Annotated in this window: 21 protein-coding genes; 9 read left to right on the top strand and 12 right to left on the bottom strand. The window is 49.9% G+C overall.

The features are described from left to right. Positions 1-14 precede the first annotated feature (14 nt). On the bottom strand, positions 15-2,321 hold the full coding sequence (locus tag Q0Y65_RS08870) for a hypothetical protein (RefSeq protein WP_297958946.1): 2,307 nt from the start codon (positions 2,319-2,321) through the stop codon (positions 15-17). A 547-nt stretch (positions 2,322-2,868) separates the two neighbouring features. Here Q0Y65_RS08870 and Q0Y65_RS08875 point away from each other — a divergent pair. The 3 genes from Q0Y65_RS08875 (at position 2,869) to Q0Y65_RS08885 (ending at position 10,483) form a co-directional block, all read left to right on the top strand. Then, a complete protein-coding gene (locus tag Q0Y65_RS08875; protein ID WP_297958948.1) occupies positions 2,869-5,064 on the top strand; it encodes a dockerin type I repeat-containing protein in 2,196 nt (731 codons plus the stop codon). Positions 5,065-5,292: 228 nt separating this feature from the next. Continuing rightward, positions 5,293-10,002 (top strand): S8 family serine peptidase, encoded by a 4,710-nt coding sequence (locus Q0Y65_RS08880; RefSeq protein ID WP_297958950.1) that lies wholly within the window; start codon positions 5,293-5,295, stop codon positions 10,000-10,002. 283 nt (positions 10,003-10,285) lie between these two features. After that, complete coding sequence (locus Q0Y65_RS08885) at positions 10,286-10,483, top strand: alpha/beta-type small acid-soluble spore protein (RefSeq protein ID WP_297958952.1); 198 nt, start codon at positions 10,286-10,288, stop codon at positions 10,481-10,483. A 50-nt stretch (positions 10,484-10,533) separates the two neighbouring features. Here the strand turns inward: Q0Y65_RS08885 and Q0Y65_RS08890 are convergent, their stop codons facing one another. The 3 genes from Q0Y65_RS08890 to Q0Y65_RS08900 form a co-directional block, all read right to left on the bottom strand. Continuing rightward, the gene (locus Q0Y65_RS08890) at positions 10,534-11,406 is read right to left on the bottom strand and encodes a DegV family protein (protein ID WP_297958954.1); all 873 of its coding nucleotides are present in this window, start codon (positions 11,404-11,406) and stop codon (positions 10,534-10,536) included. A 13-nt stretch (positions 11,407-11,419) separates the two neighbouring features. After that, on the bottom strand, positions 11,420-11,917 hold the full coding sequence (trmL, locus tag Q0Y65_RS08895; protein WP_297958956.1) for a tRNA (uridine(34)/cytosine(34)/5-carboxymethylaminomethyluridine(34)-2'-O)-methyltransferase TrmL: 498 nt from the start codon (positions 11,915-11,917) through the stop codon (positions 11,420-11,422). Positions 11,918-11,998: 81 nt separating this feature from the next. Beyond that, the gene (locus tag Q0Y65_RS08900; RefSeq protein WP_297958958.1) at positions 11,999-13,273 is read right to left on the bottom strand and encodes a lectin like domain-containing protein; all 1,275 of its coding nucleotides are present in this window, start codon (positions 13,271-13,273) and stop codon (positions 11,999-12,001) included. 98 nt (positions 13,274-13,371) lie between these two features. On the opposite strand from Q0Y65_RS08900, the gene Q0Y65_RS08905 reads away from it, so the two are divergent. Further along, positions 13,372-13,545 carry a hypothetical protein gene (locus tag Q0Y65_RS08905; protein WP_297958960.1) on the top strand — a complete coding sequence of 58 codons (174 nt, stop codon included), beginning with the start codon at positions 13,372-13,374 and terminating at the stop codon, positions 13,543-13,545. Here Q0Y65_RS08905 and ruvX read toward each other — a convergent pair. Then, on the bottom strand, positions 13,538-13,966 hold the full coding sequence (gene ruvX / locus Q0Y65_RS08910) for a Holliday junction resolvase RuvX (protein WP_297958962.1): 429 nt from the start codon (positions 13,964-13,966) through the stop codon (positions 13,538-13,540). The two genes, Q0Y65_RS08905 and ruvX, sit on opposite strands and share 8 nt — an antisense overlap. A gap of 419 nt (positions 13,967-14,385) precedes the next feature. Between ruvX and Q0Y65_RS08915 the strand changes: the two genes are divergently transcribed. The 5 genes from Q0Y65_RS08915 to Q0Y65_RS08935 are packed head-to-tail and all read left to right on the top strand — an operon-like array spanning position 14,386 to position 16,655. Beyond that, positions 14,386-14,952, top strand: a complete 567-nt coding sequence (locus tag Q0Y65_RS08915) for a DUF1836 domain-containing protein (RefSeq protein WP_297958964.1) — start codon at positions 14,386-14,388, stop codon at positions 14,950-14,952. Positions 14,953-14,970: 18 nt separating this feature from the next. Continuing rightward, positions 14,971-15,225 carry a hypothetical protein gene (locus Q0Y65_RS08920; RefSeq protein ID WP_297958966.1) on the top strand — a complete coding sequence of 85 codons (255 nt, stop codon included), beginning with the start codon at positions 14,971-14,973 and terminating at the stop codon, positions 15,223-15,225. A gap of 59 nt (positions 15,226-15,284) precedes the next feature. After that, positions 15,285-15,482 carry a hypothetical protein gene (locus Q0Y65_RS08925; protein WP_297958968.1) on the top strand — a complete coding sequence of 66 codons (198 nt, stop codon included), beginning with the start codon at positions 15,285-15,287 and terminating at the stop codon, positions 15,480-15,482. 31 nt (positions 15,483-15,513) lie between these two features. Then, the gene (locus Q0Y65_RS08930; RefSeq protein ID WP_297958970.1) at positions 15,514-15,723 is read left to right on the top strand and encodes a hypothetical protein; all 210 of its coding nucleotides are present in this window, start codon (positions 15,514-15,516) and stop codon (positions 15,721-15,723) included. 35 nt (positions 15,724-15,758) lie between these two features. Further along, complete coding sequence (locus tag Q0Y65_RS08935; RefSeq protein ID WP_297958972.1) at positions 15,759-16,655, top strand: prohibitin family protein; 897 nt, start codon at positions 15,759-15,761, stop codon at positions 16,653-16,655. 413 nt (positions 16,656-17,068) lie between these two features. On the opposite strand, the gene Q0Y65_RS08940 is transcribed toward Q0Y65_RS08935, so the two are convergent. The 7 genes from Q0Y65_RS08940 to Q0Y65_RS08970 form a co-directional block, all read right to left on the bottom strand. After that, positions 17,069-17,872 (bottom strand): amidohydrolase family protein, encoded by an 804-nt coding sequence (locus Q0Y65_RS08940; RefSeq protein WP_297958974.1) that lies wholly within the window; start codon positions 17,870-17,872, stop codon positions 17,069-17,071. A gap of 7 nt (positions 17,873-17,879) precedes the next feature. Further along, on the bottom strand, positions 17,880-18,230 hold the full coding sequence (locus Q0Y65_RS08945; protein WP_297958976.1) for a metalloregulator ArsR/SmtB family transcription factor: 351 nt from the start codon (positions 18,228-18,230) through the stop codon (positions 17,880-17,882). 9 nt (positions 18,231-18,239) lie between these two features. Further along, positions 18,240-18,671: a hypothetical protein gene (locus Q0Y65_RS08950; protein WP_297958978.1), complete on the bottom strand. Its 432-nt coding sequence runs from the start codon at positions 18,669-18,671 to the stop codon at positions 18,240-18,242. A 42-nt stretch (positions 18,672-18,713) separates the two neighbouring features. Beyond that, on the bottom strand, positions 18,714-19,625 hold the full coding sequence (locus tag Q0Y65_RS08955; RefSeq protein WP_297958980.1) for a dihydroorotate dehydrogenase: 912 nt from the start codon (positions 19,623-19,625) through the stop codon (positions 18,714-18,716). Beyond that, entirely contained in the window at positions 19,625-20,395 is a 771-nt protein-coding gene (locus Q0Y65_RS08960; protein ID WP_297958982.1) for a dihydroorotate dehydrogenase electron transfer subunit, read from the bottom strand. The genes Q0Y65_RS08955 and Q0Y65_RS08960 overlap by 1 nt, the downstream gene beginning before the upstream one ends. A gap of 36 nt (positions 20,396-20,431) precedes the next feature. Further along, positions 20,432-21,424 (bottom strand): phosphotransferase enzyme family protein, encoded by a 993-nt coding sequence (locus Q0Y65_RS08965; RefSeq protein WP_297958984.1) that lies wholly within the window; start codon positions 21,422-21,424, stop codon positions 20,432-20,434. A 95-nt stretch (positions 21,425-21,519) separates the two neighbouring features. Then, positions 21,520-22,878, bottom strand: a complete 1,359-nt coding sequence (locus tag Q0Y65_RS08970) for a PFL family protein (protein WP_297958986.1) — start codon at positions 22,876-22,878, stop codon at positions 21,520-21,522. Positions 22,879-22,880: the final 2 nt, after the last annotated feature.

A 22,880-nucleotide genomic window follows, 5' to 3' on the forward strand; every position in this document is an offset into this window, starting at 1 on the left:
GCGGACAACACTGATTACTGCCAGAATATTATGAGATCCTCGGCCTTGTCAAGGAGATGAGGATAATGGGTAAGCAGAGTAGAGCCAACCAGATCGAAGCAGAGGGCGAAGGTAAAGACCATAGTCGCCGCCATGACAACTCCCGAGAGGACGTATCTGCTCCTGTTTTTGCAGGGATTTTCGCAGCTGCGGAACACGCCTGTCATAGAGGCGATGAACAGCAGGGGAGTCATATCGAAGATGTAATGGGTAACGATGCCGCCCATTGAGAAATCCAGCCATGCGGTTATGACCGATACCGCCAGACACAGCCATATCACCAGCCTTCTGCGGCGGTCGGCGGGCTTTTCGGCCTTTCTGCCGAGGGCGTAGGGCAGCATGAACATTCCCCAGAGCAGTACGGGATAAGAAAGAGCTCCGCAGCCCGACGATATATAGAAGAACTTCTGATAATTATCACGGTCTATGGGGAAGGCCTCGATAAAGGGGAAGCTTGTCCTGAATCTCGGCAGCTGTATGAAGTAGTGACCGATGGCGTCGGGGAGATAGGTCAGTGAAAGATCGTTTGCCGCAGCATTGCTCACCGTCAGCTGGTAGATGTTGCCGAACTGGAATGGCGAATCAAAACGTGCATTGTTGTACATCATTATCAGTACCGCACCGATCATAAGAGGCACGAGGAAGCAGGCAGTCTGTATTGCCCTGGAGCTCTTTTTCTGCTTCTTGTCGCGGATTATATCTATAAAATAGGGTATGAGTATCACCGCGCAGAATGATATAGTGGGACGTGAGCCCACACAGAGGGACAGGGAGGCGCCGCTTATGAACAGCAGTATTAGCTGCTTTATCTTCTTTTTCGTGCATATGGCGGTCATTCCTGCGGACAGGCATATCATAAGGAAGCATAGTCCCGCAAGGCACGGCAGGGTATACCTGTCAATGCAGTTTGCCGCGAACCAGAAGCCCATGGCGGCTGCGCCTGTGGGCATCATCAGGAGAAGAAGCAGCAGATTTGCCTTCAGCTTCAGCAGTCTTATCACGGAGAGAATAGCCGTACACATGAACAGCAGTCCCAGCACTGCGAAGAAGTTATTGGCCATTGCCATAGTAGGCATGGAGCCTTTCAGCTTATAGAAGGGCGCATAATAGGTCAGAACGGGAGCTGCGCCGAAATAGCAGTAGTAATGTCCCTTGTAGAAGGCGTAGTCCCACATAAATGAGATACCGTTCTGACCGCGGTAATTGTTATCGTAGGGATCGTTCATCCCGGCAAGCTTCTCGTCCACCTCGGTATCTATGTAGGTCTGCTTCTTGCTGAAAGCGTCGTAGGTGGCAACAAAGGGATCAACGCAGAGATCGTCTATATCGGGATAGTTTCTGAGCTTCTGATCGGGAGCCGAGAAAAGCAGTCCGGAAAATGTCACCAGAAGAGTCATAGCTCCCACAGCAATTATGTGGGCGGTCTTTTTTCTGTCGTAGGTAACTGTATAGAAGCGGTATTCCTTTATTGCTATGAGTACAAGGCAGAGCACCAGAAGGAAGAAGTAGCGTATGGCCGAAAAGCTGTAACGCGGAGCGCTGAGAGCCTTTATGCTGCGGACAGTAATGTCCTCGTTGGGACGGTCTATGAATAAAGACAGCGTCCTTATCTTTCCGTAAGGCCTGAAGCTCATGGATACTGTGGTATCATATCCCTTTGGGTGCTTGTGCTGTACGGTCACTGCCTGAGAGGTGATATTGTCGTCTGTCATGCGCAGCTTTACATCAAAGGCGTCGGTGGTCCTTTTTGAGTCCAGGCCGATCTCAAGGACGGTGGTGCTGTCGGGAAGCTTCGGCATCTCAAGGATAGACGAACTCTTTATGCGTATCTCCTTGCTTTCGGTGAGCTCCGCCTCCTGGCTGAGCTTTACCGTATCAAGGGGGATATCGGTTACTTCCTTTATGTGCGTGAAGCTCTTGCCGTTGAAAAGAATTACCTCCGCTGCAATTAGCACCAGTGCACAGACAGCTCCCTTTTTGAGGAGCTTTGCGGCTTTACTGCTCTTTATGTACCTTGCCGCAAGCAGGGCGGAGAAGGTGAGCAGGCAGGCGGCTGCTAATGCGGCAGCAGAAAGACCGCTTTTTCCGTCTATCATATTGGAGTATACGAGAGCTGTGATGAAAAGCAGGACGCAAACCAGCACACAGGCGGCTCCGACGAGCCTTATCCTGAATTTCTTCACGTCCTCTTTAAGCTTTCCGCCGTATTTCCTTTCAAGGGCTAAATGGGCGGCAAAGGCTGCTGCAAAGGACAGTATTGGTACTAATACTGATAATATCATAGCGCAATCACGTTCCTTATTAAAAATATCTGCATTACTTAGACGGGCAAGAGCATTGATCCTCTCACATTTTTTTCAGATTTTTTCCCAACATTTTTTCATGTCAAAAAAAGTCATGAAGGCTGTACTGCTGTCACGGCATCAGAATAAATCCAAAGGAGAAACAGCAATGGGAGTTCTCGCGGAACAGCGTGAGATCGTCAGGACATAAGATGATGCCTACATACTATATGCAGGTAGGTATCTGATGATTTCCGCTGCCGGGATAAACGTACCTTCAATGCTCTTTTTAATGTTATTCATTTTGACAATATTACTATTATAGCATAGCTTTTTTCATTTTTCAAGGAGCAGTTTCACATTCCGCAAAGAAGTCATTGCATATGATAAAGCCTCCTATATTCAACGCACAAAAACAGCCGGAGGGACGTTGCTCCGCCGCAGCGCTCCAAAAGGGCAAAATACATCTTGCATTCGGCATAATACTGTTGTATAATGGAGTCAAGCAGCTATATGCTGCAAATCTGAAGAATGGCAGGCGAATGATATGAAACTAAAAAAACTGACCGCTGCTCTTGTCGCAGCAGCAACCGCACTAACACCCCTTGCATTTAATGCTTCTGTACCTGTTTCGTATGCAGGGGACACAGGTGCTATTGCTAATCTTCCGGACTGGATCCCGTCTGATTTTGATTCCGCCGTGGAGTTCAGAAATAACTATGGAGCAACGCATATTGACAACGGTCTGATCTGCATTGTATACCCTGACCGTGCAAGAAAAGGACGGAGTGAAGATACATACGGATATGAACTGAAGCCCTCTGAGGGAATGGGTGCCGAACTGAAGCATGAGATCTACACTCATGAGCTGACCGAGACCTGCTTTGATGTGTTTGTCTATCAGCCGCTGAAACAGGGCGACATTGATCTGACTATCGTCGATCCCCATGAACAGGTCAAGGAAACTCCTGAAAATCAGGAGCCTTCTGCAATTGCCGGATACAGCTTCACGGTTGATAAGAGTCTGAATATCACCGAAACAGATATCTTCAGCTGGCTGCCTGACAGTAAGTCTGAGTATAATGAGTATACGAAGAAAAACGGTGATGTTTCCGTAAAGGACAATTATGTTGTGTTCTGTACGATGAAGGTGGACCAGTTCGGCGACAAATGGGAGCCTGACAGCAATAACAGATATGAGAACATAAAGTATCTTCTGACGTCCGACTGTACTATGCAGGTGCCCGATCTGTATGACGACGGTTCCATTGACAAGATATATGTATATCAGGCAGTGAAGGACGGAACTGAAAAGATATCATGGATACGCACATCCGATGTAAGACCTGATCCGGATGAGCCTACAACCTGTACACTGACTGCGGACTGTGCTGTGCTTGATAACGCGCAGACCATTCTTCTCCCCGGTCAGGTAAGAGTCAGCCTTGTGGATGCAGATACAAACGAACCGATCATATATAAAAACGACAGTGATACAGAATTCGGATATATGCTGTTCAGGGAGTGTGATCTTGGTGACGGATATATTGAAAATCCTGCTATTACGGGGCTGAATGCAAATCCATCTATCGTTCAATATGCAGATTTATCCAAAGACCGTGAATACACATTTCATCTTGAGAAGAGCAGCGAGATTAAGAACTATTCTATTGTAGGTACTGAATCAAGCATCAATAGAAATGATAACAACTCCTATAATCTTGTTTTTAAGCTGAAATTCACTCCCACAGGCGATGTGAACGATGACGGCAGCTTTAATATAGCCGATGTTGTACTGCTGCAGAAGTGGCTGCTGTGCTCAGCTGATGTAAAGCTTGTCAGCTGGAAAGCGGCAGACTTCTGCAATGACAATGAGCTGAATGTATTTGACCTGTGTCTGATGAAGAAAGCTCTTGTTCAGACGCTGGAAGCTCCTTATGTTGAACCTGATAACTATATTGAATTCGCCCCCCCTTATCTTACGGTGCTTGAAGATGGTCTGACGTTGTATTCAGGTCCCGACAAGAGTTATAGCGCTATCGCTTCGATTCCGAGGGGAGAAATGATAAGAGAGATCGGCTATCAGAATAATGATGATAAGTGGATCTTTACCAGATACAGGGATAAGTATGGCTGGGTAAGGATATTTAAAGACGATGATGTAACTCAAACAGTAAGATATGAAGCAGTTGCTGCAAAGCCTGTCATTTACCTATATCCTGAGCAGAAAACCGATGTTCATGTTGAGCTTGAGCTGACGGAAGCAGAGCTCTCGACCACATATCCGAAGTATAATAACGGCTGGGACGTGACCGCATATCCTGACGGAAAGCTCGTAAACAAGGCAGACGGTACACATCACAGATATCTGTTCTGGGACGCAGTGAACTGCCGCACAAGATTTGATTTTTCAAAGGGCTTCTGCGTTGCGGGAAGTGATACGGAGAGCTTCCTCAGGGAAAAGCTTGCATATATGGGCCTGACAGAAGACGAAATGAACGAGTTCATCGTATACTGGCTGCCGCTGATGGAGCATAACAGGTATAATCTCATCTCGTTCCAGGGCGATGTATATACCGATTCCGCAAAACTGAATATCACACCTTCTCCTGACAGCCTGCTGCGTGTGTTCATGGCGTATGTCCCCCTGGAGGACGCGATCGATATCGAGCCGCAGCAGCTTGAAACCTTTGAAAGAAACGGCTTTACCGTCGTTGAATGGGGCGGAAGCAGGATACAATAACAGCGATCAGATAAATCCGCCCATAACGGGCGGATTTATTTATAGCTATAACGGAAATGCTTTTTAAAAGGCTGAGCAATGCTGTTTTAATTATGATACAACGGTTCTCTTGATTGCATTTTTGCATAAAATACAGATCACAGGTGAAATCATGTTATTCATTGTTGACAAACATAAACTTATATATTATAATTAAAGTACTTTATATTGGAGAGGAGAGAATCTTATTTGAAACACACATTCACAAACAGAGCATTCTGTCTTGCAGCAGCAGCTGTATTCGGCTTCTGCGGCACAGGCTGGCAGAGGGGCAGCGCCATACGGGCGTCCGCTGCCGAAGCCGCAGAATGCACCGCACCCGGCACAGACCCTGTAAAAGTCATCGTAAGGATCGACGGTGACGCTGTTCTGAGCGGCGAAGAAGCCGCCGAGGACGGTATCGCCTATATGGACACAGAGGATGCTGCCGCTCAAACCGACACGCTTCAGGCACAGCAGCAGGCTGTGGAAAAACACATCCGCGCACTGTATCCGGAGCTCAATGTCAAATACCGCTACACGCTGCTGACCAACGGTTTCAGCTGTATGCTGCCGGAGGACCTTATCCCGGCCGTTGAAGCTCTACCGGGCGTTTCATCCGTTGAGCGCGTACAGGATATCGAAGTGCCGATGCTCGCCCGCGCACAGGAAATCGGCGGTATTCCCGCATTCCAGAACGATACCGGCTGCACGGGCGAAGGACAGGTCATCGCCGTGCTGGACAGCGAGCTGGACGTCACCCACCCGATGTTTGCCGCGCTGGCAGATGATATCGACACCGCACTCACCAAGGACGACATCACCGAACTGGCTGAGAGCGGCTCACTGCACCTGGATATTGATCCGGAACGCGCCTATATTTCCAGCAAGCTGCCATATGTTGTCGATTATGTGGACGACGATATCTACGGCGGAGTTGCCAATCCGGACGCCTATCACGGCACTCACGTTTCCAGTATTGCAGCGGGCAATACATTCACCACCGCGGACGGCGACACTATCTCCGGCATTGCAAAGGACGCACAGATCGTCTTCATGAGCTGCGGAGAGCACGGTTACTATGTGAGTACCGAGGCAGCGATGGCGGCGCTGGAAGATGCCGTGCGCCTTCACGCGGATGTCATCAATATGAGCTGGGGTACATATGCTGATGAAGCCGGCGGTGTTATTGACGAAGCCATGACCGCCTGCGATAACGCCGGCATCAATATCTGTATGTCCGCAGGCAATGCAGATAACGGTGAAAACGCATTTGGCAGGCATAACAAGCCTGCTTATCCGGATATCACGACTATCAATGTAAATGTGGCACCGGACAGCGGCGCCATGCTGGTCGCTTCCGTCAACAATGATTCCGACGTAAGGAGAAGCATTCTCAAATTCGGTGATGTTGAACTTTGCTATCGCCCGATGAGCACTATATTCAATCAGCTCATCTATCTTTCGGAGAAGCTGCCCCTCGGCGATTATGAGCTTGTGGACTGCGGTGACGGTACAAAGCTGAGTTTCAGAATGCCGGAACTGAAAGGCAAGCTGATGCTGATCCAGCGTGGAATGATCTCCTTCCAGACAATGGCATATTACGCAGAAACAAGCGGCGCTGTCGGCATAATCCTCATCGACAAGGAAGACTCGGACGGCATGGAATATGTTCCCTATTATTCTGATGCACCTTTTGCCTGCATCACCTATGAGGAAGGCCAGATGCTGAAAAATGCCGTTGATCCGGTACTGACAAACGACGGAACCTATGTGGTCGAGCATATCGATCCGGCCGTCAGCTTATATACGTCATGGGGCGTTGGTTCGTCGCTGGATCTGAGGCCTGACATTGCAGGCATCGGCGGCAGCGTCAAGGCGGCAGCCTATGGCGGCGGTACGGAAGTCATGTCCGGCACATCTATGTCATCACCGTTTCTTGCAGGCTGTACGGCCATCGCAAGGCAGTATCTCAAGGAGAACGGTCTCACGGCGGAAGGCCGCGAAAAGGTGGATTATGTCCGCAATATGCTGATGAACGCCGCTGAACCGATGATGAAGAACGATAAATACGTTCAGCCGAGGCGTCAGGGTGCAGGTCTGGTGGCGATGGATCGTCTGTCCGACGAAAAGGTCATGATGACGGGCTCGGAGGGCTCAGCTAAGATCAATCTCTATGATATGCTGGGCGACGATTTCAGCTTTGACGTGACGCTTGAAAACATCAGCACGGAGGACGTCGCTTTCACAGATGCATCGCTGGTACTGATGACAGACGGCAGCGCCTATGACCCTATTGTCGGCTATGATGTCATTTCCGGACAGCGGATGCTTAACTGCACCGCCGATCTTTCCGGCCTGCTGGAAAGCAAAGCGGGCGAGACCCGCAAGGAGACGATCTCCGTTTCGCTGGATCCCGCAGAAACGGCAGCCGTTGTCGAAGCCTTCTGCAACGGATTTTTCGTGGAGGGCTATCTGCTGCTTAAGGGTGCAGAGAACTGCTGTGATATCAGCATTCCGCTTCTGGGCTTCCACGGCGACTGGGGAGCTGTGCCAATCATCGACGAAAGCAGCCTGCGGGATATGGTATTATTCAACAACTGCTGCGTTCCGAGCGGAACCATCGGTGAGGTGCTCCCGCTTCTGCAGGATATCATAAACCGTATTCCGACGGAATATATCAGTTATATCGACGGCACCGTCAATCTGGACGTAGACATTGAGGAATATGCCACCGCAGAGGAGCTCCAGGAGCTGAAAAGCGGAAGCGTTAACAGCTGGATCTCGCCTAACGATGACGGCCTTGCAGACAGCTTCTACGGCTTACAGGGACATACATACCGACAGGGCTCATTTGTAACGCAGATCATAGATCCTGAAGGCAATCTGCTGCATGATTACTCAGATGAACTGCCCGTGCCGCATGAATTGGGCGATGATCATATCACTCATTTCACGGCAAACGGCTATTACAGTAAAGCATTTGATTTCGGAAAATGCGAAGACGGCGAGTATACGTTCCGTATCGGGACTCATGCACACTGTGAATCATCAGAAAACAATCCGCAGTTTTTCGAAAAAAGCTTCTGGATCGACAGAGAAGCACCTGATGTTGAGAGCAAGGTATATGAACAGGACGGCAGAAAGATACTGGCGCTGACGTGTTCCGACAATATGGCGCTGGACTGCGTCTATGTTATCGGCAACGGTGAAGGCTATGCCCTCGACGCGGAAATGTCCAAATGCCCGCTGAATGCGCAGGAACTGCTGGAACTCTGGTGCGGTCTGTATCGTACGGGTAATGTACTGAATACGGTCAGCGACGCAGAGAATATCTCTGATCTGCCTGCATTTCTGACTGCACTCTCTCCGGATCAGTACGCAGCGCCGAAGCATTCTCTGACAGCGCTGTATTCTTTCGCAGACTGTATCCCGCTGTCAGGAAAAGATGAGAGCGTCACACTTGAATATGACATTACAGATCTGACGGATTACACCATTACAGTTCTTGACAAGGCCTATAATTATGTGGTCGCTGCCGAATCGGAGGAAAGCACCATAGAGACCATTCCCGAAGGCTTATGGCTGCATTTCGGGCAGGGCTTATACGAATTCCGCGGCGATAAGGTGCGCTACATGGACTTCCTGACCACTTCGGTACATGAAGGCAGCTATAAGCTGAACAACAATATACTGACAATAGACGGTATCGAAGGAATTCCGTCTTTCAAGGTACAGTTTTACAGCAATGAGAAAATGAAATGGGAAGATACGGAAACCGGGACAGCGTCAAATGTTGTCATCTATTCGTATTATGAGAATCTTGATGAAGTAAAGATGTATCCGCTGGAAACATTCACTGAGATTGCAAAGGAAAAATTCGAGGATCTCACCGGCTTTGAAGTCACCAATGTTGATTATTATCTGGAAGCTCCGAACAGCTTCAGCCTGCAGATACATTATATCAATGAAAACGGAGAAGAAGACATTGAATATGCAAATGCTTCGCTGATAACAGGTTACGTCAGCTTCTTTAGATTCGGTACGGTGGAAGTAAATGTCGGGAATGTTGCATCGATCACGCCGGGAACCTATTACGAAAACTCCGAAGAGGCATATTACGTCTTCTATGAGGACGGCGAAAGCGGTATGGTCTTTACAAACGGCTATCAGCATATGGGCAGACCGAATAACAATAGTCACTTCACATATACTATCGACGAAAAGGGCAATATGGTCTTTTATGCCGACGACGGCGAGCATAAGGCAAAACTCGGCGTAAATGATAAAGGCGTTCTGAGGATTACATGGGAAAACTGTTCACCGTCATCATTGCTGCTGTATTCGGAGATCCCGTATACACAGGAAGAGCATTATGAAGATGAACAGCTGCGTTCGCTGGTACAGAAATACTATAATGTGACAACCGGCGAAAACTGCGAATTGACTTACGGTGTTTTACAGGACAATGGAAACATCAGTTATTTCGCGATCGACTCTTTGGCGATGTACGGCATCAATCCGTTTACTCTGAAAGGTGTTGACGGTTTCGGAAATGCAATCGACCTGAACGAGGTCCCTGCACTTTCCGAAACGGCGATCCCGCTGGAGACTCTGAAGGAATGGGCGATCAACGACTACCAGAAGAAGAATGAGACCGAACCCGCTCGTGTGATCGCAGCGATCGCTGCACCTGACAAAGTGATGATCGAGCTCGACGATGAAAACTATGAAGCCAAAACATATACAATCGACCCGGAAACGGGCATCGGCACGGATGCGGACGGAGAAGAGATCAATCTGCCGCAGACCGGCAACAACGACGTCCGGACAGTCGCAGCCTGCGCAGGAGCAATGCTTCTGATACTGGCAGGTGCGGCAGCCATCGCCCGTTCACGGCGGGAAAACAGTATAAAATAACCCTATGAAAACGCGCCCTGACGGTTCTGCCGTCAGGGCGCGAAATCTTATCGGTAAAAGTAAGGCGCGGAGCAGAAATGTATCCCGGATGTCAGCGCGGGCTCAGGAGACGTGAACATGGACGATGTCCGCTGACCGACGCAGGATACGGCAATTCCGCCTGCCTTTACACTTCTGTTGCTTTTTTCGTTTTTTTCTCAACATTTATTTCCATGTCATAAAAAAAGTCATGAAGGCTATACTACTATCACGGCATCATAATAAATCCAAAGGAGAAACAGCAATGAGCAATAACAGCAATAACAAGGGCGTAATGACACAGAAGGGCAGAGAGGCTCTCGAAAGATTCAAGATGGAGTCAGCCAACGAGCTGGGCATCGACCTCAAGGACGGCTATAACGGTGATCTTACCTCACGCGAGGCAGGTTCCATCGGCGGCAGCATGGTCAAGAAGATGATCGATTCTTATAAGATGCAGTAACAGCTGATATAATAAAAAGGGCAGTTCTATGGAACTGCCCTTACATAGTATTACTTGTTTTTGCGCCTTACTACTACGGCTACAAGGTCGGGGCCTATGTTTGCCGTTACTACAGCGCCTATATTACCGAACATCTCGGCCTTGCGGCCTGTCTTCTTATACAGCTCCTTCTCGACTTCCTTTGCAACGGTATCGTCTCTGCCGTATACGATGATATAGGGAGTCTGGGGAGTCATATTCTTTTCCAGCGTCTCTACAAGTTTGGGGACTATATTCTTTTCGCCCCTTATCTTCTCAACGGTCTCGGTAACGCCGTCCGCAAAGAGGATTATGGGCTTCAGCCCCAGAAGCTCGCCTGCAAAGGCCTTGGCTGCGGAGATACGTCCCGACTTCTTTGCGTACTTCAGATTGAAGGGCACCGCGTAGACTCCGCATACGTTGAACCAGTCCTCAAGATAGGCGATTATTTCCTGTACATCTGCGCCGCGGCGTATCTTCTTTGCGGCCTCCATTACGGGATAACCATAGAAAAGTGTGTAGCACTTGGAGTCCAGATTGTGTATGTGCAGCTTATCCTTTGCCTCGGGGAAGCTCTCATAGAAATCGTCCTTTGCTATGAGGGAGCTGTTGTATGTACCTGAGCCCAGTGAGTTGATGGATACGCTGATTATATCCGTATAGCCCTCCTCGTAGAGCTCCTTGTAGGCCTCAAAGAATTCCACGGGAGATATCTGGGAGTGCTTGGGTATCTCGTCTGTGGTCTCCAGAAGCTCGTAGAATTCCTTGGGGGATTTTTCTACGGTCTCCTTGAAGCTCTCTCCGCCTACGGTGAGAGTGAAGGGAAGAAGCTTTATACCAAGCTCGTCAATGATCTCCTTGGGAAGATCGCAGCATGAATCGGTGAGCATAGCTATCTTTGACATATCATTATCTCCTTTACCATTGATATTTTGTCAGTTTTCCCTCTCGGGAAAGGTCGGGGTAGTCCCACTGCCTCAGCACCTCGTATACCGCTATTGCCACGGAGTTTGAGAGATTGAGGCTGCGCAGTTCATTGCGCATGGGTATCCTTACACATCTGTCGGGATTGTCGCGGAGGAGCTCCTCGGGCAGTCCCTTGTCCTCCCGCCCGAAGATCAGGTAGGAGTTGTCGGGGTATTCCGCTTCACTGTGGACGTGAAGTCCCTTTGTGGTGAAGTAGAAGAAATGGCCGTCCTTGTTCCTTTCAAAGAAGTCCTCAAGGCCGTCATAATAGGTTATGTCCAGTTTGTCCCAGTAGTCAAGGCCTGCACGCTTCAGGTGTCTGTCGCTGACCTCGAAGCCCAGCGGACGGACGAGGTGGAGCCTTGCTCCCGTAACGGCGCAGGTCCGGGAGATATTTCCCGTATTCTGCGGTATCTGAGGTTCTACAAGGACGATATTGAGGTTTTGCATAATTATCCTTCTGTTTTGTATATTTTTATTTTCACTCCGTCGTGCGGAGAAAAAAGCTCGTTTATTTGGCGAAAAGCGCCTTTATACAGCAGTTGTTGGGCTCAAAGTCAATATCCAGCGATTTTTTATATCAGCGTCGGTGAGGTCCTTCCAGCCCGTTACGCAGTCATCGATGTATACAAAGGACTGTCCGCTTTCTGAAACGGTCTTGTATTCAGTGTCGCCGTAGTCGATATCCTCTCCCTCAACGGGAGCGCCCTTTTCGTAAGAGATGACAACGGCAAAATCCGAAACATCAACGGGGGTATCAAGTTCTACGGTGTGATAGCCGTGATAATCGAGGACAGCGTCCTGTGTATACAGGATATCCTTGAAGTCGGCGCTGTATACCTGTATCTTGATATTCTGCTCGTCAAAGTCATTATATGTTCCCACAGCGGAAAGCTTGCCCGACTTATGGAAAACATTTGCGGTATTTGTCCATTCGCCTGTTTTTATGTACTTATCCTGTTCATTGCCTGCGTCATAGCTGAGGATATCACCGTATTTATCGGTTACGGAGTGGCTTATGCCATACTCTAAAGGCGCACAATAGGATACATAAAAGAATCCTGCCGAGCCCAAAGAGCTGTTATAGCAGATCCACGCACCGTCCTCGGAAGCAGGCTCTTTGAAGTAATCCTTCGGGAAGTGGTCGTCATAGCCGATTATGGCAATATCATGGTCAAAGTCTTTTCTTGTATAATTGAGAGTATAATACTGTCCGAACCAGCCTTTATACTTTTCATCGGTATCGTTTACTCCGATAGCGACTCCGCCGCGGTTTTTCACAGCTTCTTTTATAGCTTCGCGGTCGTCCACATCAAGAATTACCGAGCTGTCGATAACATAGTCATCGAATCCGTTAGTCAGAGTTTCTGTCAACATCCACTGCCAGCCGCCAATTTCTTTAGGATCATCGCTTCCTTTCGGGAAAAAACCTTCATTCTTTTCATTTATATAGGTGATGTCGAGCAGCTCGAGCTGGTCTATAGAGGGATAGCTGCCGTATTTTTTAGCGTAGGCTGTTCCCATGCTTGCCACACCTGCATAAATCCAGCAGGTGCCGTATTTCTGCGTTTCCATTTTAAAATCGGAAATTTCGTCCGCAATATTACAGTATCCGTCCTCGCCGTGAACGTAATCGTATACCTTTTTCTCCTTTGTGGCGGCTTCGGCAGTCGTTTCGGCTTCCGTAGTCGTTTCTGCCGCGGCAGTAGTATCCTGTATGCTCTCCGGGGAGCTCTTTTCAGCCGAAGAACAGCCGAACATGGTGACAAAACTTAATAATAAAGATGTTATAAGAAGTTTTTTCATTAAATTCTTCCTTTCGTGATATCGGTATACTTCAGCATATTTTTCAGATAATATTACTGTCCGCCCTTGCGGATAATAAATCACGGAGTATTTATGATATGAATTTGATGTCACTTGCCAAGGGCGCCGCTGCGGGAGCTGTAATAGGCTTTGCCTGCTATGCGCTTTCCAACGCCCGCCCCATGAAGAAAATGAGCATAAAGCGCGACGCGGGGAAAACTCTCAAAGCCGCAGGAAATCTGCTTGACGATATAAAGTCGGTGCTTATGTAGGCTCGCCCGAGTTGCGCCTGTAGCCCAGATAGCTCTCGAGGATGAGGACTGCCGCCACTGCGTCCACAACTGCCTTTCGCTTCTTGCCGCGGGTATTGGTGACGTTCAGCGCATTATGGGCTGATACGGTGGTGCAGCGCTCGTCCCAGAGCTTAACGGGTATCCCGGTTAGCTTTTCCAGCTCCTCGGCGAAGAGCCTGCATTTTTCGGCACGCTCGCCCACCGTTCCGTTCATATTCATGGGATAGCCTACGACTATCTGCTCCGCACGCTGCTCCTTTGCAAGAGCGGCGGTCTTTTCTATACATTTTGTGAAGTCCTTTTCGGCTATGACGGTGACGGGAGAGGCGATCATCTCGCTTTTTCCGCAGACCGCGATACCTGTTCTGGAGTCGCCGAAATCCACTGACATTATTATCATAGTATCTCCTTCTGCAAATCAAAACTTGCAGCGTGACGCTGCACCCTTGCCGCGTTGCCGCTCGTAAACCCGCTCACGATCATTGATATCGCTGATCGTACATCGCTTACAGCGCAAATCCGCCTGCCGATCACAGCCATTTATAATAAACATGAATTTTGCGGACGGCCAATGTCCGTCCCTGCAAGTGCGAATTATGGTTTATACTATTATATCATATTATATTGGATTTAGCAAGACGGCTGTTGCTAAGTTGTCAGACCAATGTGAAAAAATGCGAAAAATTATGAAAACTTATGAAATATAATGATAAATGCAAAAAAATCTCCTAAAAAACCCGAAAACGCCGGATAACAATATTTGAAGTTCACATGAACCTGTGATATAATCATATCATCATCTGATAGGAGTTGAGGACTATGAATAGACTTATCCCGGGTACTACTATGAAATATTCCGAACAGGCAAGAGAGTCCGCATTTTCGCTGATCTCGCCCGTTCTTGAAGCTACAGGCGGCCTTACGCTGTCGCAGCTCTCTAAGCTCACAGGCCTGGAGGGCACTACAATCCAGAACTGGATCAAGCGCGGCTGGGTGTCGGCTACCAAAGGCAAGAAATATTCGGAAAAGCAGATATTGCGTATCCTGCTTATCAATATGCTCCGCAAGGCTATGAAGCTGGAGGACATCGCAAACCTTATGCGCTACATAAACGGCGACGTTGAGGATACTTCGGACGATATCATCGAGGAGGTCCTCCTCTATGATATCCTTTGCAGGATAATCTTTACCGCCGAGGACGAGGGCGCCTTCGACAGCGACCATATCAAGGAGCTGGTCGCACGCGAGGTGGCTGAGAATTCAAAGGAGATCGAAGACGACGACAAGCTCAGAAAGGCCATGTTCGTCATGGTCATGGGGTACAGGAGCGGTTGTCTCAGGACAGAAATGGAAAAGGGACTGGATATCATTCTCAATGAGATGTGATAGACAGGGGAATTTATTATGGAAAATGAAGATGTAAAAAAATACGCAGTTACCGAAGCAAGGAAGATGGACAGCTCCAATATGACTACATTCATGTGTCTCGGCATTGCTCTCGGTATGCTTTTCGGAGGTATTTTCTTCCACAATATGATAATGGGTATGTGTATCGGCATATGTCTCGGTATCGCCGTTGGCGGAGGCCTCGACGCCTGCGAGGGCAGAAGGGCGAAGTCGGATATGAACGATGCCGCAGAGCACAGCGTGCAGGGCTGACCTGCAATTCGGGGTAAATATTATTTTTTAATGATACAGGATAACAGGAGATTTGAATCATGAATATCGTAGCTTCATTTCTTATGAGCAAGAAAAGGATAATCAAGCTTTTTGAAGTATCAAAGGCGTTTTCGGCAGACAGTGCCAAAACTCTGCATGAAATGGGTATCTTCAATCCCGAAGCAACGTTTGAGCTGCTTTATGACAATGTTATCTCGGCAACTGAGGACGGAAAGTATTATCTCAACAAAAACTAAACACATTTTTCACTAAAAAAGGAGAATAATTATGGCAAGCATTTTACCCGCATTAGCATTAAGACAGAAAAGGATAGTTTCACTTCTTGAAAAAGCAGGGGCTTTTTCAAAGGATACCGCAAAGGGACTTGACGAGATCGGATTGCTGAATCCTGATACATTCCCGAAAATCACCGAAAAGCTCGTAAGGGACAACGTAATATCCGTTACGGACGACGGAAAATACTATCTTTGCAAATAAACTTACTGCTTACACGATAAAAAAGGAGAATCATTATGGGTGTTAATGTCAGGGATCTGAACGGGAATGCTCCCAAAAAGTCTGGCTTCAAGGGAATAAAATGGATAGCTGCCGGTATTGCGGCTCTGTTCATTGCCGCAAATTCCTTTACTATAGTTCCCGCCGGCAATACAGGCGTTGTTCTTACGCTTGGCGAGGTTTCGTCAAATCCGCTTTCGGAGGGCTTCCATCTTAAAGCTCCGTTCATACAGCAGGTCGAGGATATGTCGAACAAGATACAGGTCTATGAGACTCCTGCTTCCGCAGTGTCGAAGGACCTTCAGACTGTGAGCAGCAGCATCGCTGTAAACTACAGGCTGGTATCGGACAAGTCCCCGGATATGTACAAGAACGTGGGTCTTGATTACCAGACCATACTCATCACACCTGTGGTACAGGAGTGCATGAAGTCCGCTACTGCAAAGTACAACGCAGAGCAGCTCATCACCGAGCGCGAGGCTGTCAGCAATGAGGTCAAGACCGCTCTGGACAGCAAGCTCAATTCCTATGGTATCTTCATAGAAAAATTCAATATCGTAAACTTCGATTTTTCAAAGGAATTCAATGAGGCTATCGAGGCTAAACAGGTGGCCGAGCAGAACCTCATCAAGACCAAGACCGAACAGGAACAGGCTAAGGTCATCGCCAATACCGACGCCGAAAAGAAGGTCATTGCAGCCAATGCCGACGCCGAGGCTATCCTCGCAAGGGCTCAGGCTCAGGCCGACGCCAACAAGCTCCTTGAGGAGTCGCTTTCGGGAAAGGTCATCGCTTACGAACAGATCCAGAAGTGGGACGGCGTTATGCCTAAGGTAACAGGCAAGGACGGCGGTCTGCTCATAGATGTGGATATAGATGAAGGTGCATCATCATCTGCTGCGCAGAATGATTGACAGGCCTTTCGGGGGGAATAACAGCTGCTCTCGGAGCGGCAATGTATAAAAACGCTCATTCTCCGTCAGGGGTGGCGGAGAATGAGATGACTCATCTACCGTGTTAGGGATTCGGAGCTGAAATAAGAGAAAGCTTCGCTATGATATTTGTGCGCAGGGTCGGGACCCGGGGCACAGGGGTAAACATCTTTGTATAACGACATTGCAGCAGTGACAGAACAGCCATGATATAGGGGTGATCGGGGGTAATGATCGCTCCTCCGCACAGGGGTGTGCGGAAAGTGAGCTTCCTCTTATGTAACGCAGAAAATATAACATGATTTCAGACGGATCTCTGAAGGGATAATGGGGATTATCTCTTGATAAGGGGAAAAGAAAAGGCTCATGCCCGGGGTGCATGAGCCTTTTCGCTTTTATATTTTTATTCCCAGGAGCCTTTCCGCATTGCCGTGGAATATGAGCTCCTTTTCTTCGTCTGTAATGGGGAGCCGCTGTATCATGGCTATCTCGTTGGCAGGCTCGTCCCAGGGACAGTCGCTGCCGAAGAGCACCTTGCCGGCGCCCTGCTTACGGATTATGCGCAGCAGCTGGTCGTCTTCGATATAGCGGGAGATAACTCCCACATCGAACCAGAGGTTTTCGTATCTGCCTGCGGTGTACTTCTCTATGTCGTCCCAGAGGTTCATGCCGCCAAGATGTGCGGCGACTATGGTGAGCTTGGGGAAGGTCTCCGCAACGGCTGCAAAGCTCTGAGGAGTTGCTCTTATTATATCCTGTGAGTACGGGTCCCAGCCGCCGTGGAATACGGCTATGAGACCAAGCTCCGCGATCTTTTCGTATATTGGGAACATCCTCTCCTCATGGGGACAGAAGCCCTGGTACTCCGAATGGAACTTGACTCCGTACAGCCCCAGTGACTTTATGCGGTCTATTTCAGACAGCGCGTCCTCCGCGTCGGGGTGTACCGAGCCGCAGCAGTACAGGCCGCCGCCCATTATGTCTGCCGCCCAGTTGTTTATGGTGGTCTGCTGTGAGGGCTTTGTGGCTACGGGAAGGAGCATGGCTCCATCTATGCCGTTTTCCGCCATTTTTGCCCTGAGCCCCTTCAGCGTGCCGTCTGTGGCGGGAGCTATGCCGCTGGTAACGGCAAGGCCCTTGAGCGCCCTTTCTGCAAGGCTGTCGGGGAATGCGTGGGTGTGAAAATCAAAGTATCTCATGCAGGGCTTACTCCAGAACGTGCTCCATAGCGTGATAGAATATGGTCTTTACATGGTCGTCGCAGAGGGAGTAGAATATGGTCTTGCCCTCGCGGCGGGAGCTCACCAGACGAGCCTGCTTCAGCACTCTAAGCTGGTGGGAGATGGCGGACTGAGTCATCTCCAGTATCCTTGCGATGTCACATACGCACATCTCGCTCTGACAGAGCACGAATATTATCCTTATCCTTGTGGAGTCGCCGAATACCTTCAGCAGCTCCGCAGCGTCGTAAAGCACGGCTTCGTCGGGCATTATCCTTGATACCTTGTCAACTATATCCTTGTGGATACCGTGAGTGCCGCAGATATGTTCCTCCATTTTTTCCTCCTAATATAAGATGTAAAGCACTGCCGCACCGAACAGAAGGCCTGTCATGGTGCCCACCGTGCAGGTGAGGCAGGCGAATTTATCGTATACGAATTTCCTGCTGCGGGTGAGATAGACTGTGCTGCTCCTGTCGGAGCGGTAGAGTATATTGTGCAGGAAGCCCTCCTCGGGGAATATATTTGGGTATTCCTCGCCGTCTATGGTGTAGTAGGCCACCTTGAACCTGTGGACGGGGCTTTTGTCAATGCGTGAAAACACTGCTTTGTGTTTCTTCGCAAAGAGCAGACGCACAAAAAAGTACATCAGCATAAGTACGGATATGATCGCCATGGCAGAGATAAGGGCTGCCGCAGCAAATGCCAGATAGATGGGCTTTACTCCCAGTACGAGACACAGAACCGCTATTACTACTATCACTGCTACGACTTCCATACACTTTCCCCCTTATTGCTGATACTGTGCATCAGGCCCTGCTCACCAGGGCTTTACGGTGCCTATTATTTCCTTTACCGACTTTATGCCCCTGCTGTCAAGCCAGTCGTTCATCTCCTCAACTATCCTTACAGGCGCGTATGGATCGGTGAATATGGCTGCGCCTACCTGTACCGCAGAGGCGCCTGCCATCATGAGCTCTATGGCGTCACGTCCGCTGGATACTCCGCCCATGCCGATAACGGGTATGTTCACTGCGTTGGCTACCTGCCATACCATGCGGACTGCTATGGGGAATACCGCAGGACCGCTCATTCCGCCTACGTTGTTGCGGAGAACGGGTCTGCCCGTGTTTATGTCTATCCTCATGCCGAGAAGTGTGTTTATCAGCGATACTGCGTCAGCTCCCGCTGCCTCTACCGACTTTGCGATATCGGCTATGCTGGTGACATTTGGCGAGAGCTTCACAACAAGAGGCTTCTTTGTCACTGCGCGAACTCTTTTCGTTACTTCCGCCGCCATTTCACAGCTGGTGCCGAATGCGGCTCCGCCCTGCTTTACGTTGGGACATGAGATGTTGAGCTCTATCATATGCACGTCTGTGTCCTCAAGCTTTGCGGCAACCTCGGCGCACTCGTCGGGAGTGGAGCCAGCTATGTTTGCAAGGACTACAAGATCCTTTGTGAGCAGATAGGGCAGCTCCGTTTCGATGAAATGGTCTATGCCCGGATTCTGGAGACCTACGGAATTCAGCATTCCCGAGGGGGTCTCGGCTATTCTCGGTGCAAGGTTGCCTGTGCGGAGATGGAGGGTGGTTCCCTTTGTGGCAATGCCGCCCAGCTTGTCAAGAGGGAAGAGCTCCTCGTATTCCCTGCCGTAGCCGAATACGCCCGACGCAGGTATTATAGGGTTTTTGAAGTCCGTTCCGCAGACTTTTACAGAAAGATCAGCCATTACCAGAGCACCTCCTCAGCCTTGAATACGGGACCGTCTTTGCAGACGTGGGCGAAATATTCCTCATCATTGCGTACTGTGCGGCAGGCGCAGCCCAGACAGGCTCCAATGCCGCAGGCCATTCTCTCCTCCAGGGAAATCTCGCAGTATATGCCCTTTTCCTTGCATATTGCAGCTATGCCCTTCAGCATGGGCATGGGACCGCAGGCGTATACGGCGTCTATGCCGCCTTTTTCTGCCAGTTCCGTAAAGGGCTGGGTAACAAAACCGTGTATGCCTGCTGAGCCGTCGTCGGTGCAGAGTATGGTCTCAGCTCCCGTGCTGCGGAAGTCCTCCTGCAATATCACTGCCGAGGCGTTCCTGAAGCCGCTTATGACCACAGCCTTTTCACCGTAGGCCTTTGCAAGAGGCAGCATGGGAGGCGTTCCTATGCCGCCGCCGATGAGGACTGCCTTGTTGAAGGCGCTGTCCACTGTGAAACCGTGTCCCAGAGGCGCAAGCATATCTATGAGGTCGCCCTTGTTGAGCTTTGCTATCTCGGCGGTGCCCTCGCCGCGTATCTCGAATACTATGCGGAGAGTGCCCTTCTCCTTGTCTATGCCGCAGATAGAAATGGGTCTGCGGAGGGTGTAGCCCTTGGCTCTTATGTGTACGAACTGTCCCGGACAGGCGGCGGCTGCCACCTCGGGGCAGGCTATGGTGAAGCTGTATATCTCACGGGCTATGGCGTGCTTGTCCGTGATGATGTACTGTCCCTGAGTATATTTCATGTTGGCCTCCTTATTTGATAGGGAATATTTATATTATTATAGCATATAAATATGTTTAATGCAACTGCCGCGCCGGAACTCCTGCTGTATCAGCTCCTTCAGCCCGCTCTCATGCCGGCGGAAGCGGCTCAGCTGAGCAAGGAGCTCCTCGGCGCGGGCGAGACACTGAGCTCTGCTCCTGCCGCGGAAGTACCTGTTTTCGCGGAGACTGTCCGCAAGATAGCGCACCGCAAGCTCTCCTGTGCTCCGCAGTATTCCGTAGTACAGGGAGCTTACCTCGTCGTCGGTGAGTATGCCGCCCAGACCCTCCGCAAAGCCTGCGGTGACCTGCCTTACTGCGGATAAATCCGCATTTCCGTCCCATACCGAGCGCACAAGGTCGCCGTAGTCTATGGCTGCGCAGCCGTACATGACCGTGTCAAGGTCTATTATGGTGGGCGGATCGCTCATGACTATGTTGTCAGCTTTTGCGTCGCCGTGTATTATACGATTTTTCAGACCGCTGCCGAATACACGCTCCATATCCTCACGCAGGCGGTCTGTTGTCTGCATGATATCCGCCGTCGCGCCGCCGAGAGCCTTCAGTTCGCTGTAATAAGCTTCAAAATCATGATAGCCTTCTATGGCAGGCACAGGCGAGAGCTCATTTCCGTCCATAAGGCGTATGAACTCTCCGAAGGCACGTCCCGCAGCCGCGGCGTCTGCCGCGGCACCTGCGGCCGCGGGGACATACCTGTAGATACGCCATAGCTCTCCCACCGCGGCCGCATAGTTTTTATCGCCGCAGGCGATAAAATGCGGGACTGCCGTAAAGCGGCACTGCGGCTGTCCGATTGCAGCCTCAGCTCTGCCGATGTTTTCCATTACAGCCTCGGGAGAACGGAAAACCGAGCTGTTAAGGGATTGCAGAATGTATCTCTCACCGCCGCAGTCCGCAAGAAAGGTTCGGTTTATGTGACCTGCGTTGAGCTCTGTGAGCTCTGACGCTTCGGGAAGCCCGAAAAGAGTCGGTATATTGCGGATATCCATAGTTTTTTCACCTTTATTGATGCATAATTGTGGCGTCCGCTTTCGCGGACGAATTAAAAAGGGCGCACACAGTGCGCCCATAAATGGCTAAAGGCTCAGTTTTTCAGGCTCTGCATAGGTGCGGGGATACGTCCGCCGCGGTTGATGAACTTGGCAGGGGACTTATCTCTGATAGGCATAACAGGACCGCTGCCCAGCAGTCCGCCGAATTCCAGTGTGTCGCCTTCCTTCTTGCCGATAGCGGGGATAAGACGTACTGCGGTGGTCTTGGAGTTCACCATGCCGATAGCTGCTTCGTCTGCGATGATAGCAGATATGGTCTCGGGAGTTATATCGCCGGGAACTACTATCATATCCAGACCTACGGAGCATACCGCAGTCATGGCCTCAAGCTTTTCAAGGCTGAGAACGCCTGCAACTGCCGCGTCTATCATGCCTGCGTCCTCGGATACGGGGATAAATGCGCCCGAAAGTCCGCCTACTGTGGACGAAGCCATTACGCCGCCCTTCTTTACTGCGTCGTTGAGCATTGCAAGGCAGGCGGTAGTTCCGTGAGTTCCGCACATCTCAAGTCCCATTTCCTCAAGGATATGGGCTACGCTGTCGCCTATAGCAGGTGTGGGAGCAAGTGAAAGGTCAACGATACCGAAGGGTACGCCCAGGAGCTCCGAGGCTCTTGCGCCTACAAGCTGTCCCATACGGGTTATCTTGAATGCGGTCTTCTTGATTATGTCGGCTATTTCGTTTATGGAAGCGTCGGGGTACTTGGTAAGTGCTGCGCGGACAACTCCGGGGCCCGATACGCCAACGTGTATCTCGCAGTCGGGCTCGCCTACGCCGTGGAATGCGCCTGCCATGAAGGGATTGTCCTCAACGGCATTGCAGAACACAACAAGCTTTGCAGGGCCGATACAGTCGCGGTCTGCTGTCTTTATAGCAGCCTCCTTGACTATCTGTCCCATGAGCTTTACGGCGTCCATATTGATACCCGACTTTGTAGAGCCGATGTTTACCGACGAGCATATATTCTGTGTGACGTCAAGCGCCTCGGGGATAGACTTTATAAGAGCCATGTCTCCTGCGCTGAAGCCCTTGTGTACCAGTGCGGAATATCCGCCTATGAAGTTTACTCCGCAGGTGTCCGCAGCTCTCTGGAGAGTCTTTGCAAACTTTACCGTGTCGCTGTCGGGGCAGGCCGCTGCCAGCATTGCGATGGGAGTAACGGAGATACGCTTGTTTACTATTGGTATGCCGTATTCAGTCTCTATCTGCTGACCTGTGGCAACAAGGGTGCCTGCCTTGGTCACTATCTTGTTGTAGACCTTCTCGCAGGCCTTGTCTATATCCGTGTCGATACAGTCAAGGAGAGATATGCCCATAGTGATAGTACGTATATCAAGGCACTCGTCCTGTATCATGCGGATCGTTTCAAGTATATTATATACGTTAAGCATTC

The organism is uncultured Ruminococcus sp., assembly GCF_947301925.1.
GTDB lineage: Bacteria > Bacillota > Clostridia > Oscillospirales > Ruminococcaceae > Ruminococcus.